The organism is Isoptericola halotolerans, from assembly GCF_045689585.1.
Classification (GTDB): Bacteria; Actinomycetota; Actinomycetes; order Actinomycetales; family Cellulomonadaceae; genus Isoptericola; species Isoptericola halotolerans_B.
Genome location: NZ_CP140108.1, coordinates 789,650 through 803,555 on the forward strand (window position 1 = coordinate 789,650; position 13,906 = coordinate 803,555).

The window sequence follows — 13,906 nt, forward strand, 5'->3', positions numbered from 1 at the left end:
CTCGCGAGCTGACAGAACCAGGAGCCGGCATGTACTCCTCACACTCTGACAACTCATCGAGGAGCTTCCCGTGACACAGCTCGCCCGTCGCCTGGGCACGAAGGACGCCGTCGCGATCGGGCTCGGATCGATGGTCGGCGCCGGCGTCTTCGCCGCCTTCGGTCCCGCCGCCGTCGCCGTGCTGCCCGCGGGCACCGGGTGGGCGCTGCTCGGCGCGCTCGCGCTGGCCGCCCTCGTCGCGTACGCCAACGCGACGTCGTCGGCGCAGCTCGCCGCGCAGTACCCGGTGGCCGGCGGCACCTACGTCTACGGCCGCGAGCGCCTCGGCGACTGGTGGGGCTACCTCGCCGGTTGGGGGTTCGTCGTCGGCAAGACGGCGAGCTGCGCGGCGATGGCGCTGACCTTCGCCGCCTACGCGGCGCCACCGGGGTGGGAGCGACCCGTCGCCGCCGGCGCCGTCGTCGCCCTCGCCGCGGTCAACTACCGCGGGGTGACACGCACGGCCCGGCTGACCCGCTGGATCGTCGCACTGGTGCTGCTGTCGCTGGCGACCTGGACCGCCGTGGCCTGGTCCGACGGTCACGGTGCGTCGTTCGGGGCCGACGGTGCGGCGACCGTCAGCGACGGCACCGGCTGGTCCGCGGCCTACGGCGTGCTCCAGGCCGCCGGGCTGCTGTTCTTCGCGTTCGCCGGGTACGCGCGCATCGCCACGATGGGTGAGGAGGTGCGCGACCCGCGCCGTACGATCCCCCGGGCGATCCTGCTGGCACTCGCGGGCGCCGTCGTCGTCTACGCCGTGGTGGCGGTGACTCTGCTCGGCACCCTGGGCCTGGACGGCGTCGCGGGCACGACGGCGCCGCTGGCGGTCGCGGTCGAGGACTCGGCCTGGGCGGGGACCGTCGTCCGGGTCGGTGCGGCCGCGGCCTCGCTGGGGGCGCTGCTGGCGCTCGTGGCAGGCATCGGACGGACGTCGCTGGCGATGGCCCGCGAGGGCGACCTGCCGCGATGGTCGTCGGCCGTGCACCCACGGTTCCGGGTGCCGCACCGGGCCGAGGTGGCGCTCGCCGTCGTCGTGGTCGTGCTCGTGCTCGCGGTGGACCTGCGCGGCGCGATCGGGTTCTCGAGCGTCGGGGTGCTGCTGTACTACGCGGTCGCCAACGCCGCGGCGTTCACCCAGACGGGCACGGACCGGCTCTACCCGCGGGCGCTGCAGGTGTTCGGGCTGGTGGCCTGCCTCGTCCTGGTGGTGACCCTGCCGGTCGCGGCGGTCCTCGCCGGCGCGTGCGTGTTCGCCGCCGGGCTGCTGGTGCGGTGGGCGAGGCTGCGGCGGAGAGCCGGACAGCGCCGGGGCTGACACGGCTCAGGCTCAGCGTGCGCACCGGAAACCGAGGTGGGTGGTCGCGGAGTCCGGCGTCTGCGGCGACCGGGCGGCGGGCCGGTAACGCAGGCAGTACTCGGGGGCGCACAGGTGGGAGCCGCCCTTGAGCACCCGCTGCTGCGGTGGCCGTCCCGAGACCTCGACGGTGCGGCCCCGCCCCGGGCTGCACCCACAGGTGCAGGCGTGAGCCGGTTCCTCGGCGGCCAGGAGGTTCGCGGCGTGCCGGTGGCCGGGGCTCCACAGGCTCGTGGTCCACTCCCAGACGTTGCCGGCCATGTCGGACAGCCCGAACCCGTTGGGCGGGAACGCCCCCACGGGCGAGGTCCCGACCCAGCGGCCGGTTCCGGCGCCCGTGTTCCGGTAGGGGAAGCTGCCCTGCCAGGTGTTGGCCCGCAGGCCGTCCTGCGCCTCCTCGCCCCACGTGAAGGTCGCCCCGTCGAGTCCCCCGCGGGCGGCCAGCTCCCACTCGGCCTCGGTGGGCAGCCTCAGCCCCGCCCAGTCGGCATAGGCGACTGCGTCGTCGAACGAGACCTGCACGACGGGGTGGTCGTCGAGCCCTTCGAGCGACGACCCCGGTCCGGCGGGCCGGTGCCAGCACGCTCCCGGCTGCCACCGCCACCACTGCTGCCAGTCCCGCAGGTCCACCGGTCCTGACGTCGGGGTGAACACCAGAGAACCCGGCTCCAGCATCGACGGGTCGAGCCCCGGCATCTGCGCAGGATCCAAAGGACGCTCCGCCGTGGTGACGTGTCCCGTGTCCGCCACGAACCTGGTGAACTGGGCGTTGGTCACCGCGGTCCGAGCGATCTCGAACGGCTCGACCGTCACCTCGAGCACCGGTCCCTCTTCGGGATAGAACCGCTCGGAACCCATGCGGAAGGCCGCACCGTCCACGCGCACCAGGTCAGCCGTCGCCCCGCCCGCTCCGTGTCGTGCCGTCATCTCCACCACACTCCTGCCACGAACACCGCGCTGGCAACTCCGACGATCCACCCGGTCGCCGTCAGCAGCCCCAGGGCAGCCCCGTCCACCGGGAGGCGGCCACCCGCTGCCAGGCGGCGATGGACATCGCGGTAGCGCCGGGCCCCCACGAGGTAGGCCGCCACCACCGTGGCCAGCCCGACGGCACCCAGCACGGCGATCCAGGGACCCAGCACCCCTCCGGCGAACCGCACCGCCACCGCCACCGCGACGCCGAACGCCAGGCACGTGCGGCGCCAGGCGAGCAACGTCCGTTCGGGCTGGAGCCCGGGGCCGTACGGCGCATCCGGCACCGTCACACGAACACCCCGGCGACCAGCAGCAGCATGGCGACACCGGCTCCCGACCCGACCAGCACGCCGATCGAGGGGCCGGGCAGGCTACGGTTCTGACGCAACGCCCGTTCCGTGCGCACCCACCCACGCCACGCCTGGACCAGGGCCAACAGACCCAGCAGGACGAAGACGCCGGCGGACGCGAGCCGAAATCCGGCGTCGACCGGGACCTCCAGCGCCTCCAACGCCACACCGGCGGCGAACATGGCGAGGGCAGTCCGCACCCAGGCAAGGTAGGTGCGCTCGTTGGCCAGGCTGAACCGGGGGTCCGGTTCATCCCCCACGGCGTACACGGACCGGGGGAAACGTGTCTCGGTGCTCATGAGATCTCTCCTCGGGCCCGGATCGTCTGCCACGCTGTGCGGGTCCAGACGCGGACGCTCGCCCCGGCGCGGCAGGACCCGAGCATGGCAAGAAACGGTACAGTTGGCAAGCGCTTGCAGTACGCACCGACGTCAGGAAAGGACGACAGACGATGGAGCATCGTTCCCCTCGGCTGGTCGATGTCGCCCGGCACGCGGGAGTGTCGACCGCCACCGCCTCGAGGGCGCTGAACCCGAGCAGCCGATCGGTGCGTGACAGCAACCGTGCGCGGGTGCTCGCCGCCGCCGAGGAGCTCGGCTACACCACCAACCTCGCCGCCCAGGCGGTCGCCCGCGGACACAGCCGTGGCGTGACCTTGCTGCTCAAGGCCATGCCGCAGGACTACGCGAACCCCATGGTCGCCGGCATGGTCGCCGCGGCGCACCGCGAGGGGCTGCCCATCAACCTCGTCGTCGCCGGGACGGCCGCCCATGACCTGGTCCGCGAGGTGGACGCGGCCCGCGGACAACGTACCCAGATCCTGATGACCATGGGCGGTCGCCACATCGACGACCGCGGCACCCCGGACCTGGTGACCGCCCTGCAGCGCTACGAGGCCGACGGTGGCCGAGTAGTCCTGATCACCCAGCCGGGCCTCCCGTTCGACACGGTCGCGTACGCCAATCGTGAAGGCGCCCGAGAGCTCGCCCGGGAGCTCGTCGGTCTCGGGTACGAGCACTTCGCGATCCTCGCCGGGTACGCCAACGGGCTCACCCAGCGCGACCGCACCCAGGGGTTCGTCGAAGGGCTCGCGTCGTGCGGTGTCGAGCTGTCCGCCGACCGCATCGTCACCGGCGACTTCAGCCGTGACGCCGCCTACGCCGCCGCCGGTGACCTCCTGCGCCGCGGCATCCGCCTCGACGCGATCTTCGCCGTCAACGACTCCATGGCGCTCGGTGCGCTCACGCTGCTGCGCGACGCCGGCGCCCGTGGTCAGGGGGTGGCCGTCGCAGGGTTCGACGACATCAAGGCGCTGCGGGACGTCACTCCCGGGCTGACGACGGTGCACCTGCCCTGGGACGACGTGGCCACCGAAGCGCTCCGACTGGCGCTGAGCGACCGCCCGGCAGAACCACGGACCAGCGTCATCCAGGGGCACGTCGTGGTGCGCGAGAGCACCCCGGACCGGCACATGGCTCCCGCCCCGCGGCCCTGAGCGGACGGCGGGGATGCCGCCGGCACGACGGAGGCCCCGAGGACCGGGAACTCGATCACTCCCGGCCCCTGGGGCCTTGGTCGGCCAGGGAACGCTCCGCACCGGCTCAGCGGCCCGCGGACGACTCGCTCACCGCGAGCGGCTCCCCGCGCAGCGCACGACCGAGCTCCGCGGCCACATGGGCACCCATGCGCTGCAGCTCCGTGCCCATCGACCCCGCCACGTGCGGTGTGACGATCACGTTCTCGCACTCCCACAGCGGCGAGTCCGCGGGCAGCGGCTCGAACGGGTCCGTCACGTCGAGGATCGCCTCGAGCCGGCCGGAGACCAGCTCGCCCTCCAACGCGGGCAGGTCGACGATCCCGCCCCGGGCGGTGTTGAGCAGCGTGCTGCCGTCGCGCATCCGTGCCAGCTCGTCCGCACCGATCATCCCGCGCGTCGCGTCGTTCAGCGGTGCGTGGATCGAGACGACGTCGCTGCGGCCGAGCAGCTCGGGCAACGACACCTTCTCGGCCCCCAGCTCAGCGGCCTCCTGCGCCGACACGAACGGATCGGCGAGCAGGACCTGCAGCGAGAACGGACGCAGCAGCTCCAGGGTGCGGCGCCCGATGCGCGAGGCACCGACGAGGCCGACCGTCTGGCCGAAGACTCCCGCGTCCGGGAACGTCTCCTCCCGATCGATGCGTGTGCGGCGCTGCCGGTAGATCCGCTGCGAGGCGAACGCCTGCTTGCAGGCGAGCAGGATCATCGCGAGCGAGAACTCGGCGACCGGGATCGCGTTGACCGCCCCCGCGTTCGACCTCTGAAGCCGCGGCCGCACCTCCGGGTCGATCACGGACTCGGTGCTGCCGCCGGCATGGATGACCGTGGACAGCCGCGGCACCCGCTCCAGGACCTCGGCCGTGACCTTCGGGGTACCCCATCCGGTCACGAGCACGTCGACTTCCGCGAGGCGGTCGAGCGTGGCGTCGTCGAACGACGACGCCACGGGGAGGAGCGCCGTCCCCGGCACATCGCGCAGCAGCTCGAGCTCCGGACCGAACAGCCGCCGCGCCAGGTCGTCGGAGGACATGGCGAGGGCGTACCGACCGAGCACGGACGTCGCACCTGTCCGCTCGAGGGCGGGTTGCACGGCGGTGGAAGAACCTGGCAGTTCGATGCGCGTCATCCCTTGAGACCCGAGCTCGCCAGGCCCTGCACGAAGTACTTCTGCGCCACGATGAAGAGGATGATCATCGGCACCGTGGCGAGCGTCGCCCCAGCCATGAGGTAGTTCCACTGCACGTTGAGCTCGTCCTGGGAGAAGATCGCCAGGCCCAGCTGGAGGGGCCGCAGGTCTGGCGAGCTGGTCACGATCAGCGGCCACAGGAAGCTGTTCCATGCCGCTTCGATCTGGAAGACGGCGATCGTGACGAGAGCTGGCTTGACCATCGGCAGCATGATGCGGCCGAAGATTCCGTACTCGCTCACCCCGTCGATCCGCGCGGCCTCGGCGAGCTCGCTCGGCAGCGATGTGAAGAACTGTCGCGACAGGAAGATGAACAGCGGCCCCATCGCCAGCGGGACGATCAGGCCCCACCAGGTGTCCAGCCAGCCACTGCCGCCCTGGCCGAGGATGTCGTTGCCGCCGGCGAGCGGAATCGACTTGACCACCAGGAACAACGGCACGATCACGACCTGGAAGGGCACCATCAACAGGGCGATGACGTACCACAGGAGGTACTTCTTTCCCGGGATGGGCAGCTTGGCCAGGGCGTAGCCCGCAGCGGTCGCGAACACGATGGCCAGCAGCGTCTGGGAGATGGCCAGGACGAAGCTGTTGCGGAAGTAGGTGAGGAACGGGGCCGCGCTCATCGCGTCGGAGTAGTTCTCCCAGTGCAGCTCCGTCGGGAGCCAGGTGAAGCTGTTGACCTCCGCTGACGATTTCAACGACGTCAGCACCATCCAGAGGAACGGCACGACCATCGCGAAGGCGGCCAGCGAGAGCACGGCGTAGAACACCGCCCGGCCCGCCCTGGGCCGCAGAGATCTCTTGACAGCACTCCGGTGCTGGGTGACTTCAGTTGTCATCAGACTTGCTCCTCTGCAGCCGCAGTCCGGCGGCGATGAAGACCGCCATCAGGGCGAACATGAACACCGACTCTGCCGAGGCGTACCCGAGGTCGAGGGCACCGAACGCGTTCTCGTAGATGTCGTAGACCAGCACCCGGGTAGCGTTCGCAGGGCCGCCCTCCGTCGTCACGTAGACGAGGTCGAACACCTGGAACGACGCGATGATCGAGGTGATGAACACGAAGAAGTGCGCCGGGCCGAGCGAGGGCCACGTGATGTGCCGGAAGACCTGCCACCGGTTCGCCCCGTCGAGGCGGGCCGCCTCGACCAGGGCAGGGTTGACGCCCTGCAGTGCGGCCAGGTAGATCACCATCTTCGTCCCGAGGCCCTGCCAGATGCCGATCATCGCCAGGCTCCCCAGCGCGGTGTCCGGGTCGGTGAGCCATTGGGACGGCGGCAGCCCGAACAGGCCGAGGATCTGGTTGGCGAGCCCGAAGGTCGGGTTGAGGATCCACAGCCAGACGGTCGCCACCGATACTGTGGCCGTCACGACAGGGACGTAGAACATGACTCGGTAGACGCCGCGGCCACGGATCGGCATGTTGAGTGCGAGCGCCACGATGAGCGCGAGCCCCATGGCGAACGGGACGACCAGGAGCGTATAGATGACCGTGTTGACGACGGAGATCTGGAAGTCCGCGTCCGCGAACATCTCCGTGTAGTTCTCGAGACCGATGAACGTCGGCGGTGCGAAGAACCCGTAGTCGGTGAAGCTGAGGACGAACGCCAGCACCAGGGGGACGCCGAGGAAGACCGTGACGTTGAGCATGGCCGGTGCCATCATCACCAGGCCCGCGCGCCGCTGCGCGCGGATCATGCCGTTCGTTCCGCGCCGACGCCGCGGTCCTGGCTTCTCGTGAGGCGCGGTCGGCTCGGCCGACCCGGCCGTGGTGTGCATGCTCTTCGACATCGAGAGCCTCCTTCTGTGGGCGCCTGAGGCGCGCGGGGCCCCGGGCCGGGCAGGCCGGCCGGCCCCGCGCGCCTCAGGCGGCTGAGCTCATTCTGATCGGGCGGCCAGGTCCTCGAGCGCCTCGGTGGAGGAAGCCTGCTCGAGCAGCGCCCTCTCCAGCTCGGTGATGAAGGTGTCGCGCAGGTCCAGCCAGTTCGCCGCGCCACCCTCGAAGACCACGTTGTCGAGGTTCTCGTAGACGAACGTGCTCGCCGGGTTGCTCGTGACGACGTCGGACTCCGCGGAGCCGGCGACGGCCGGGACCGCGAAGTTCATGGCGGCCATCGCGGCCTCTGCCTCAGGCGTCGACATGGCTTCGATGAAGGCCCAGGAAGCGTCCGGGAGGTCGGTGCCCGCACCGATCGAGGCGACCTGACCACCGGTGAACAGCGCGGGGCTCTCGTCAGTGATGTTGAAGAACACCAGGTCGTCACAGACCTCCTGGCCGACCTCCTCGCAGTCGATGTAGCCCCCGACGAGCCCCATCGCCGCTTCGCCCGTGTACATCAGCGGGGCGCCCGAGGCCGACTCGAGACCGTACTCGGTGACGTGGGAGTCATTGATGGCGTCGACCATCCAGTCGAGCGCTTCCTCACCCTCGGGGTTGGCAAACCCGGGCTCGCCGCTCTCGTACAGGTCGTGGCCGAGCGCTCCGAGCAGCGTGGTGAACACGTGGCGGTAGGCGACGCCCCAGAAGTCGAAGCCTGCGCGGGTGACGGTGCCGTTGTCGTCGTACTCGGTGAGCTCCTCGGCCATGGACATCAGCTCGTCGAGCGTCTCCGGCGGCGAGTTCGGGTCGAGCCCGGCCTCCTCGAACGCCGACCTGCTGAGCGCAGCGGGCTTGGCGCCCATGATGAGGGGCCAGGCATAGACGCTGTCCTCGTACGTGACGGCCGGCAGCGCGGCGGGCGTCGTCGCGTCGGAGACCACCTGGTCGTCGACGCCGAACTCGGCGAGGTCGAGGAAGGCCCCCTGCGACGCGAAGGGCGGGACCCAACCGATACCGGTGACGAGCACGTCGTAGGGCTGGCCGCTGGCCAGCGAGGTGGAGATCTTCTCGTTCAGGTTGCCGAAGGTGGCGAAGTCGGGCTCGACCTCGACGTTGGGGTATTCCTCCTGGAACGCCTCGACGACGGCGTCGAACGCTGCCGTCCCCTCGTTCGAGGCCGGGTAGCCCGGGGTCAGGACACGCAAGGTGCCCGTGGCTTCGGTGGCTTCTTCCTCGGAACCGGCGTCTGCGCCGCCCGAGCATCCGGCGAGCGTCAGCGCGGTCGCGCTGATCGCCGCAACAGCCGCCATGGCCTTCTTGCGTGTGCCCACGAGAACCTCCTTGTGACGTGGTCTGGTACGGGACACGCTACGGAAAGCGCGTACCGTTCGTCAACCTCTGTTTCCGTTTCGTGATGAGACACTGGCGCCGTGGATGCTTCCGACACCCCGGACCGACGACGCCCGCGACCGACCTTGCTCGGGGTCTTCACGGTCGCCGGCGACCTCCTGACGATCTCGTTGCTGCTCCTGGTGCTGTCGCTCCCCCTGGTCACGGCCGCACCTGCCGCCGCAGCAGCGATGGAGGCACGGGCCGCCGTCGACCCTGGTTACCCCTCCAACCCGGCCAGGACGCTCGTCGCGGGGGTGCGCTCCCGGTTCCGCCGGGCCTGGTTCGTCGCTCCGGTCGCCCTGGCGATCGGCGTGTCCAGCTACGTCGCGGTGGCCTTCTGGATCGCCGCACCCGCAGCCGTCGGCGTCGCCATGATCGCCCTGGTGCTGGTCATCGCGTCCAGTGCGGCGCTGCTGACCCTCGCCCTGCCCACCGCGATGACCCGCAGCCCCACGTTCCGCACCGCTGTGGTCGAGGCGGTCCGGCTGGTCGCCGGCGCACCTTTCCGGAGCGTCGTCGCCCTCGCCGCCGCCGCTGCCGCGGCCCTGCTGGCCGTCACCTACCCCACGTTCGGCGTGGTCCTCCTGGGTGGGGTGCTGGTCGAGATCGCCTGGCGGACGTGGGGCAGCCGTCCCGCTCAGAGGTAATCGCTTACCGTCGATCTCAGAATGTGCCATCCTGAGGGCCGCACGCACCGCCAGGCACCCGAGGAGCAACGATGCCCACCCGGCCCAACATCATCCAGATCGTCGTCGACGACATGGGAGTGGGAGACCTCTCCTGCGAGAACACCGGCGCGTCCTCGACGCCTCGCCTCGACGCCCTCGTCGAGGAGGGGGTCCACCTGCGCCAGCACTACTCCGGGTCCCCGGTCTGCGCCCCCGCCCGCGCGGCACTGCTGACCGGCCGGTACCCGCACCGCACGGGCGTCATCGACACCACCGAGGCGCGCGGACTCGACCGGCTCGGCGTCGGCGAGACCACCCTGGCCGACGACCTGCGCGCCGGCGGCTACGCCACGGGCCTCGTCGGCAAGTGGCACAACGGCGCGTTCGACGCCGCCTACCACCCACGGGGACGCGGGTTCGACGAGTTCACCGGGTTCCAGGGCGGCTGGCGCGACTACTGGGACTGGCGCATCGAGAGCGGCGGCACCATGGTCGGCCCCGACGGACGCCACCTCACCGAGGTCCTCACCACCGAGGCGGTCGACTTCGTGCGCCGCCACCGCAGCGAGCCGTTCTTCCTCCACCTGGCCTACAACGCCCCCCACTATCCGCTCCAGGCGCCCGAACACCTCGTCCAACGGTTCCTCGCCCCGGGACGCACCCGCGCCGTGGCCACCATCTACGCCATGCTCGCCATGGTCGACGAGGGGGTCGAGCGTCTGCTGGCCGAGGTGGACCGCCTCGGGCTGGCCGACCACACGATCGTCCTGTTCACCAGCGACAACGGCCCCGAGGCCAACGGCGTCGGGGAGAACGCCACCCACCGGTTCAACGTCGGCATGCGCGGGTCCAAGACCCACGTCTTCGAGGGCGGCATCCGGGTCCCGCTGATCATGCGCTGGCCGGACGGCCTGCCGACCGGGATCGAGTCCAGCGACCTGGTCCACTTCGTCGACTGGCGTCCTACCCTCGCCGCGGCCGCCGGCGTGGGGGTGGCCGGCGACCGGGAGCTCGACGGTTCCAGCGCCTGGGACCGGCTGCGGGGCGAGGGGACCGACCCCGGGGCGCGGTTCTGGCAGTGGACCCGGTACGTCCCGGAACGGGAGTCCAACTGCGCCATGCGCGACGGCCGCTGGAAGATCGTGTGGCCCGACTGGCCCGGATCGCTGGACGTCACCCCGCAGGACGCCCGGCGGGACGTGGAGATCAAGACCACACCACCGACGACGATCGACACCACGCCGTATCCGCAGGTGCCGCGTCCCGACCACGTCGCCCCGCTGCTGTTCGACCTCGAAGCCGACCCGCGTGAGACCACGGACCTCGCCGCCGCGCACCCCGAGCGGGTCCGGACCATGAGCGACGCGGTCCGCACCTGGTTCGACGACGTCGAACGGTCCCGTCACGCCGGCGCACCGGCCTAGCGAGCGAGCGTCGTCGGCGCGACGTCAGTCGGCGTGGAAGATCTCCGGGATCTCGTGCCACCACTCGCCCTCGGCGCGGTCGTCCAGAGGGCGCTGCAACGGGTTCACCACGGACCACCACTCCTGCGTCACCGGGTCGGCGGCGATCCCGGCCATGTCCGCCTCGTAGTCGTCCCCGACGTACTCGAGGTAGGAGAAGAGCAGGTCGCCGTACCGGTAGATGGAGTAGTTGCGTACCTGGTGACGGCGCAGCGCGGCGAGCACACCGGCCCATGCGTCACCGTGGTAGCGCTCGTAGGCCTCGCGGTTCTCCGGCGGCAGCCCGATCACGGACGCGATGCGCCGGACGTCCGCGCCGTTCTCAGACGTCGTCATCTGCACTCCCCTTGTCGTCGTCGCCGTCGTCCTGGTCGGGGTGCCACCGTGAGGCACCGCGCAGCCATGACTCGACACCGGCGATGTGCGCCGTCATCAGCGCGGCGGCAAGGTCCGGGTCACCGGCCCGCACGGCGTCGAGGATCGCGCGGTGCTCGGCCAGGGTCCGCTCCACCGAACCGCCCTGGGCCAGCCCGCGCCACACCCGTGCCCGGACCGTGCTGCTCGAGAGCGTGTCGAGCATCCCGGACAGGTAGCGGTTGGCGGCCGCCGACGCGATCACCCGGTGGAACTCCGTGTCGTGGTCGACCAGGTTGTCGACGCTCGTGGCGTCCTTCGAGCTCTCGGCGATCGCTTCGAGGTGCTCGATCAGGTCCGGGGTGGCCCGGATGGCCGCGGAGCGCGCGGCGGCCGACTCGAGGATGCGCCGGACCCCGAACATCTCCAGCAGGGTGGCGTCGTCGTGGATGTCCACGAGGAACCCGATCCCCTCCAGCAGCAGACTTGGTTCGAGGCTCGTGACGTAGGTGCCGTCGCCGCGCCGCACGGCCAGCACGTTGATGGTCTCGAGCGACTTCACCGCTTCGCGCAGCGAGTTGCGGGACACGCCCAGCCGCTCGCCGAGCTCGCGCTCCGGGGGCAGCCGGTCCCCCGGACGCAGCTCGCCGAGCTGGATCATCCGCTTGATGGCGTCGATCGCGTTGTCGGTCTGCGACATGCTCGCTACTCCCCCTCCACGACGACGAGGCAGTGCCCGGCGTCGAACGACACGGTGCAGCGAACATAGCCGTCCGTGACCTCGAAGGGGAGATCGGCGCCCGCGAGCGTGCGCACCCGGCGCGGTTCCACGCCGTCGACCCGCACCGCCACCTCGACGTCGACCGCGGGCACCGGGTCCAGCACCGTCTCCACGTCCGCCTGGGTCCGGCGGGACGGGAGGTAGCTGAGCAGGTGCACGAACGACGTCGTCCCCCGACGCTGCAGCGTGGCCTCCAGGTGCGCCGCGCCGTCGACCCGCAGTGCGGGACGCGGGTGGACGCCGGCGAGAGCGACGGCCGCGAGCTCGGCGAGCTCCGGGACGCCCGTGGAGCCGTACGCCTCCAGCAACGGGAAGGCCGACGTCGCGACCCGGCCCCGCACGACCACCGCCGGGTGCTCCGTCGGCCAGCCGGCCGGGGTGTACTCGTGCCCGCTGAACCGCTCGCCGGTCCGGTCGAAGTACGGCTCGGTCACCGTGGCGAGCACCTGGACGTCGTCCGTGGTCCGCACCCGCGGCACGCCGCCGGGCAGGACGTGGTCGAAGTCCGCCATCGCGCTCGTGGCGGGCACGGGGCGCACGAACTCACGCCGGTGGGCCGGCTCGCCGGTCGCCTCCAGCCCTGTCAGGGACGCGAGGACGTCCGCGTCCTGCGGCAGCCCCGAGACCATCAGCGAACCGCCCGCCGCCACGTGCGCGGTCAACGCCCGCACCGCCGCGTCGTCCAGACCGACGCCGGCGAGCACGACGACGGCGCGGTAGCCGGCGAGCTGGTCGGCCAGGTCGTCCCTGGGGGCGACGAAGTCGAAGTCGAGACCGCGCGCAGCCAGCAGCCGCAGCGCCGCCAGCTCACCCGCACCGGGCGCGTCGGCGTCCATGACCTCGCCGTCCCCCACCCCCGGCGGGCGCACGACGGCGACCTCGGCCACGCGCTCGGCCCCCGCGGTGACCTCCTGCACGTCGCGGACCGCCCGGAAGGTCCGTTCGAGACGGTCGGTGACGGCGTCGTGCGACCGTCCCGCCGGCGGCAGGGAGTCGCCGATGCTGATCCCGATACCCAGCGAGACCATCTGCAACGACTCGTAGGCCAGGGCTGCCTCGGGGTGCAGGCTCCCGCTGTCGCCCCAGCTGCCGAAGAACCGGCCCGTCATTCCCATCGCGCGCGGCTGGATCGGCAGGACGCTGCGGGCGACGGTCGGGGCGTACGCGTACCCCCACCCACCGGTCGGCAGCGCCTCGATCTCGTCGTGCGTGCTGAACCCGAGCTCGTCGGCCAGCAGCAGCCGCGGCCGCGAGTTGAAGAACACGCTGCGCGGCACGCCGTCGTGCCCCCGGCCGGCGACCATGTCGCGCAGCCGCGCCATGTAGTCGTGCGAGACGGCGCGCGAAGCATCGAGACGCCCGGCCGCGGTGTCCGGGTCGAACCCCGCCGCCGATGCCGCGGCCCGGGCGGTCGGGGTGAACCCCGGCTGGTCGAAGCAGATGTCGAAGAAGAACCCGTCGGCGTCGTCAAAATGCTCCAGGACGTCCGTCACCTGGTCGGCCAGGTAGTGGCGGTAGTCGCTCGTCATGTCGAGGATCCGCCAGCCCGGCACACCGTCCGGGTGGACGCGCACCGGCTCGCCGTCCGCGTCGAGGGCGACCCACTCGGGGTGCGTGGTGGCGGCGTGCTCGTCGAAGAGCACGCTGACGTAGATCGGCGTGCGGATGCCCAGCGGTCGCAGCGCGTCGACCTGCGACCGGAGCAGGTCGAGACCGCCCAGCCCCGGATGCCGCTCCTCGCGCGCCGTGTCGTAGTAGAGCCGGCCGTGGTGGCACTTGGCGAACAGCGTCACCGAGTCGACGCCGAGCCGCGCGAACCGCGCCGCGAACTCCTCGGGGTCGAACTCCTGCGCGATCGGGGTGATGAGCGGCGAGGTGTGGAAGTCCAGGTGCACCGAGCGGTGCGGGAGGTACGGCTCGCCGGTGAGCGACTCCGCGGGGTGGCGCATCTTGTGTCCAATCCGGTCCGGGTGGGGACCACGGTA

Annotated in this window: 14 protein-coding genes; 4 read left to right on the top strand and 10 right to left on the bottom strand. The window is 71.4% G+C overall.

Going from position 1 to position 13,906, the window contains the following annotated elements; translation table 11 throughout:
* Positions 1-70 precede the first annotated feature (70 nt).
* Positions 71-1,354: an APC family permease gene (locus UQW22_RS03760; protein ID WP_407319528.1), complete on the top strand. Its 1,284-nt coding sequence runs from the start codon at positions 71-73 to the stop codon at positions 1,352-1,354.
* 12 nt (positions 1,355-1,366) lie between these two features.
* Here UQW22_RS03760 and UQW22_RS03765 read toward each other — a convergent pair whose 3' ends face one another.
* The 3 genes from UQW22_RS03765 to UQW22_RS03775 are packed head-to-tail and all read right to left on the bottom strand — an operon-like array spanning position 1,367 to position 3,017.
* Complete coding sequence (locus UQW22_RS03765) at positions 1,367-2,320, bottom strand: formylglycine-generating enzyme family protein (protein ID WP_407319529.1); 954 nt, start codon at positions 2,318-2,320, stop codon at positions 1,367-1,369.
* Positions 2,317-2,658 carry a DUF202 domain-containing protein gene (locus UQW22_RS03770; protein ID WP_407319530.1) on the bottom strand — a complete coding sequence of 114 codons (342 nt, stop codon included), beginning with the start codon at positions 2,656-2,658 and terminating at the stop codon, positions 2,317-2,319. Before UQW22_RS03770 ends, UQW22_RS03765 begins: the two co-directional genes overlap by 4 nt.
* A complete protein-coding gene (locus UQW22_RS03775) occupies positions 2,655-3,017 on the bottom strand; it encodes a YidH family protein (RefSeq protein WP_407319531.1) in 363 nt (120 codons plus the stop codon). The genes UQW22_RS03770 and UQW22_RS03775 overlap by 4 nt, the downstream gene beginning before the upstream one ends.
* Positions 3,018-3,169: 152 nt before the next feature.
* Between UQW22_RS03775 and UQW22_RS03780 the strand changes: the two genes are divergently transcribed.
* Positions 3,170-4,213, top strand: coding sequence for a LacI family DNA-binding transcriptional regulator (locus UQW22_RS03780; RefSeq protein WP_407319532.1), 1,044 nt, complete (start codon positions 3,170-3,172; stop codon positions 4,211-4,213).
* 106 nt (positions 4,214-4,319) lie between these two features.
* Here UQW22_RS03780 and UQW22_RS03785 read toward each other — a convergent pair whose 3' ends face one another.
* From UQW22_RS03785 to UQW22_RS03800, 4 genes are all read right to left on the bottom strand, one after another.
* Positions 4,320-5,285: a hydroxyacid dehydrogenase gene (locus UQW22_RS03785; RefSeq protein WP_407319533.1), complete on the bottom strand. Its 966-nt coding sequence runs from the start codon at positions 5,283-5,285 to the stop codon at positions 4,320-4,322.
* A 92-nt stretch (positions 5,286-5,377) separates the two neighbouring features.
* The gene (locus tag UQW22_RS03790; RefSeq protein ID WP_407319534.1) at positions 5,378-6,283 is read right to left on the bottom strand and encodes a carbohydrate ABC transporter permease; all 906 of its coding nucleotides are present in this window, start codon (positions 6,281-6,283) and stop codon (positions 5,378-5,380) included.
* Entirely contained in the window at positions 6,273-7,235 is a 963-nt protein-coding gene (locus UQW22_RS03795) for a carbohydrate ABC transporter permease (protein WP_407319535.1), read from the bottom strand. Before UQW22_RS03795 ends, UQW22_RS03790 begins: the two co-directional genes overlap by 11 nt.
* A gap of 87 nt (positions 7,236-7,322) precedes the next feature.
* Positions 7,323-8,594, bottom strand: coding sequence for an extracellular solute-binding protein (locus UQW22_RS03800; RefSeq protein ID WP_407319536.1), 1,272 nt, complete (start codon positions 8,592-8,594; stop codon positions 7,323-7,325).
* A 99-nt stretch (positions 8,595-8,693) separates the two neighbouring features.
* On the opposite strand from UQW22_RS03800, the gene UQW22_RS03805 reads away from it, so the two are divergent.
* Entirely contained in the window at positions 8,694-9,302 is a 609-nt protein-coding gene (locus UQW22_RS03805) for a hypothetical protein (protein ID WP_407319537.1), read from the top strand.
* 71 nt (positions 9,303-9,373) lie between these two features.
* A complete protein-coding gene (locus tag UQW22_RS03810; RefSeq protein WP_407319539.1) occupies positions 9,374-10,747 on the top strand; it encodes a sulfatase-like hydrolase/transferase in 1,374 nt (457 codons plus the stop codon).
* A 24-nt stretch (positions 10,748-10,771) separates the two neighbouring features.
* On the opposite strand, the gene UQW22_RS03815 is transcribed toward UQW22_RS03810, so the two are convergent.
* The 3 genes from UQW22_RS03815 to UQW22_RS03825 are packed head-to-tail and all read right to left on the bottom strand — an operon-like array spanning position 10,772 to position 13,870.
* A complete protein-coding gene (locus UQW22_RS03815; protein WP_407319540.1) occupies positions 10,772-11,122 on the bottom strand; it encodes an L-rhamnose mutarotase in 351 nt (116 codons plus the stop codon).
* On the bottom strand, positions 11,109-11,840 hold the full coding sequence (locus tag UQW22_RS03820) for a FadR/GntR family transcriptional regulator (RefSeq protein ID WP_407319542.1): 732 nt from the start codon (positions 11,838-11,840) through the stop codon (positions 11,109-11,111). The genes UQW22_RS03815 and UQW22_RS03820 overlap by 14 nt, the downstream gene beginning before the upstream one ends.
* Positions 11,841-11,845: 5 nt before the next feature.
* A complete protein-coding gene (locus UQW22_RS03825; protein WP_407319544.1) occupies positions 11,846-13,870 on the bottom strand; it encodes a hypothetical protein in 2,025 nt (674 codons plus the stop codon).
* Positions 13,871-13,906 lie beyond the last annotated feature (36 nt).

Excerpts from the sequence above, each read along its gene's own strand:
- UQW22_RS03795 (WP_407319535.1), bottom strand. The coding sequence starts at position 7,235 with ATGTCGAAGAGCATGCACACCACGGCCGGGTCGGCCGAGCCGACCGCG.
- UQW22_RS03780 (WP_407319532.1), top strand. The coding sequence starts at position 3,170 with ATGGAGCATCGTTCCCCTCGGCTGGTCGATGTCGCCCGGCACGCGGGA.
- UQW22_RS03785 (WP_407319533.1), bottom strand. The coding sequence starts at position 5,285 with ATGTCCTCCGACGACCTGGCGCGGCGGCTGTTCGGTCCGGAGCTCGAG.
- UQW22_RS03775 (WP_407319531.1), bottom strand. The coding sequence starts at position 3,017 with ATGAGCACCGAGACACGTTTCCCCCGGTCCGTGTACGCCGTGGGGGAT.
- UQW22_RS03810 (WP_407319539.1), top strand. The coding sequence starts at position 9,374 with ATGCCCACCCGGCCCAACATCATCCAGATCGTCGTCGACGACATGGGA.
- UQW22_RS03820 (WP_407319542.1), bottom strand. The coding sequence starts at position 11,840 with ATGTCGCAGACCGACAACGCGATCGACGCCATCAAGCGGATGATCCAG.
- UQW22_RS03765 (WP_407319529.1), bottom strand. The coding sequence starts at position 2,320 with ATGACGGCACGACACGGAGCGGGCGGGGCGACGGCTGACCTGGTGCGC.
- UQW22_RS03815 (WP_407319540.1), bottom strand. The coding sequence starts at position 11,122 with ATGACGACGTCTGAGAACGGCGCGGACGTCCGGCGCATCGCGTCCGTG.
- UQW22_RS03825 (WP_407319544.1), bottom strand. The coding sequence starts at position 13,870 with ATGCGCCACCCCGCGGAGTCGCTCACCGGCGAGCCGTACCTCCCGCAC.
- UQW22_RS03790 (WP_407319534.1), bottom strand. The coding sequence starts at position 6,283 with ATGACAACTGAAGTCACCCAGCACCGGAGTGCTGTCAAGAGATCTCTG.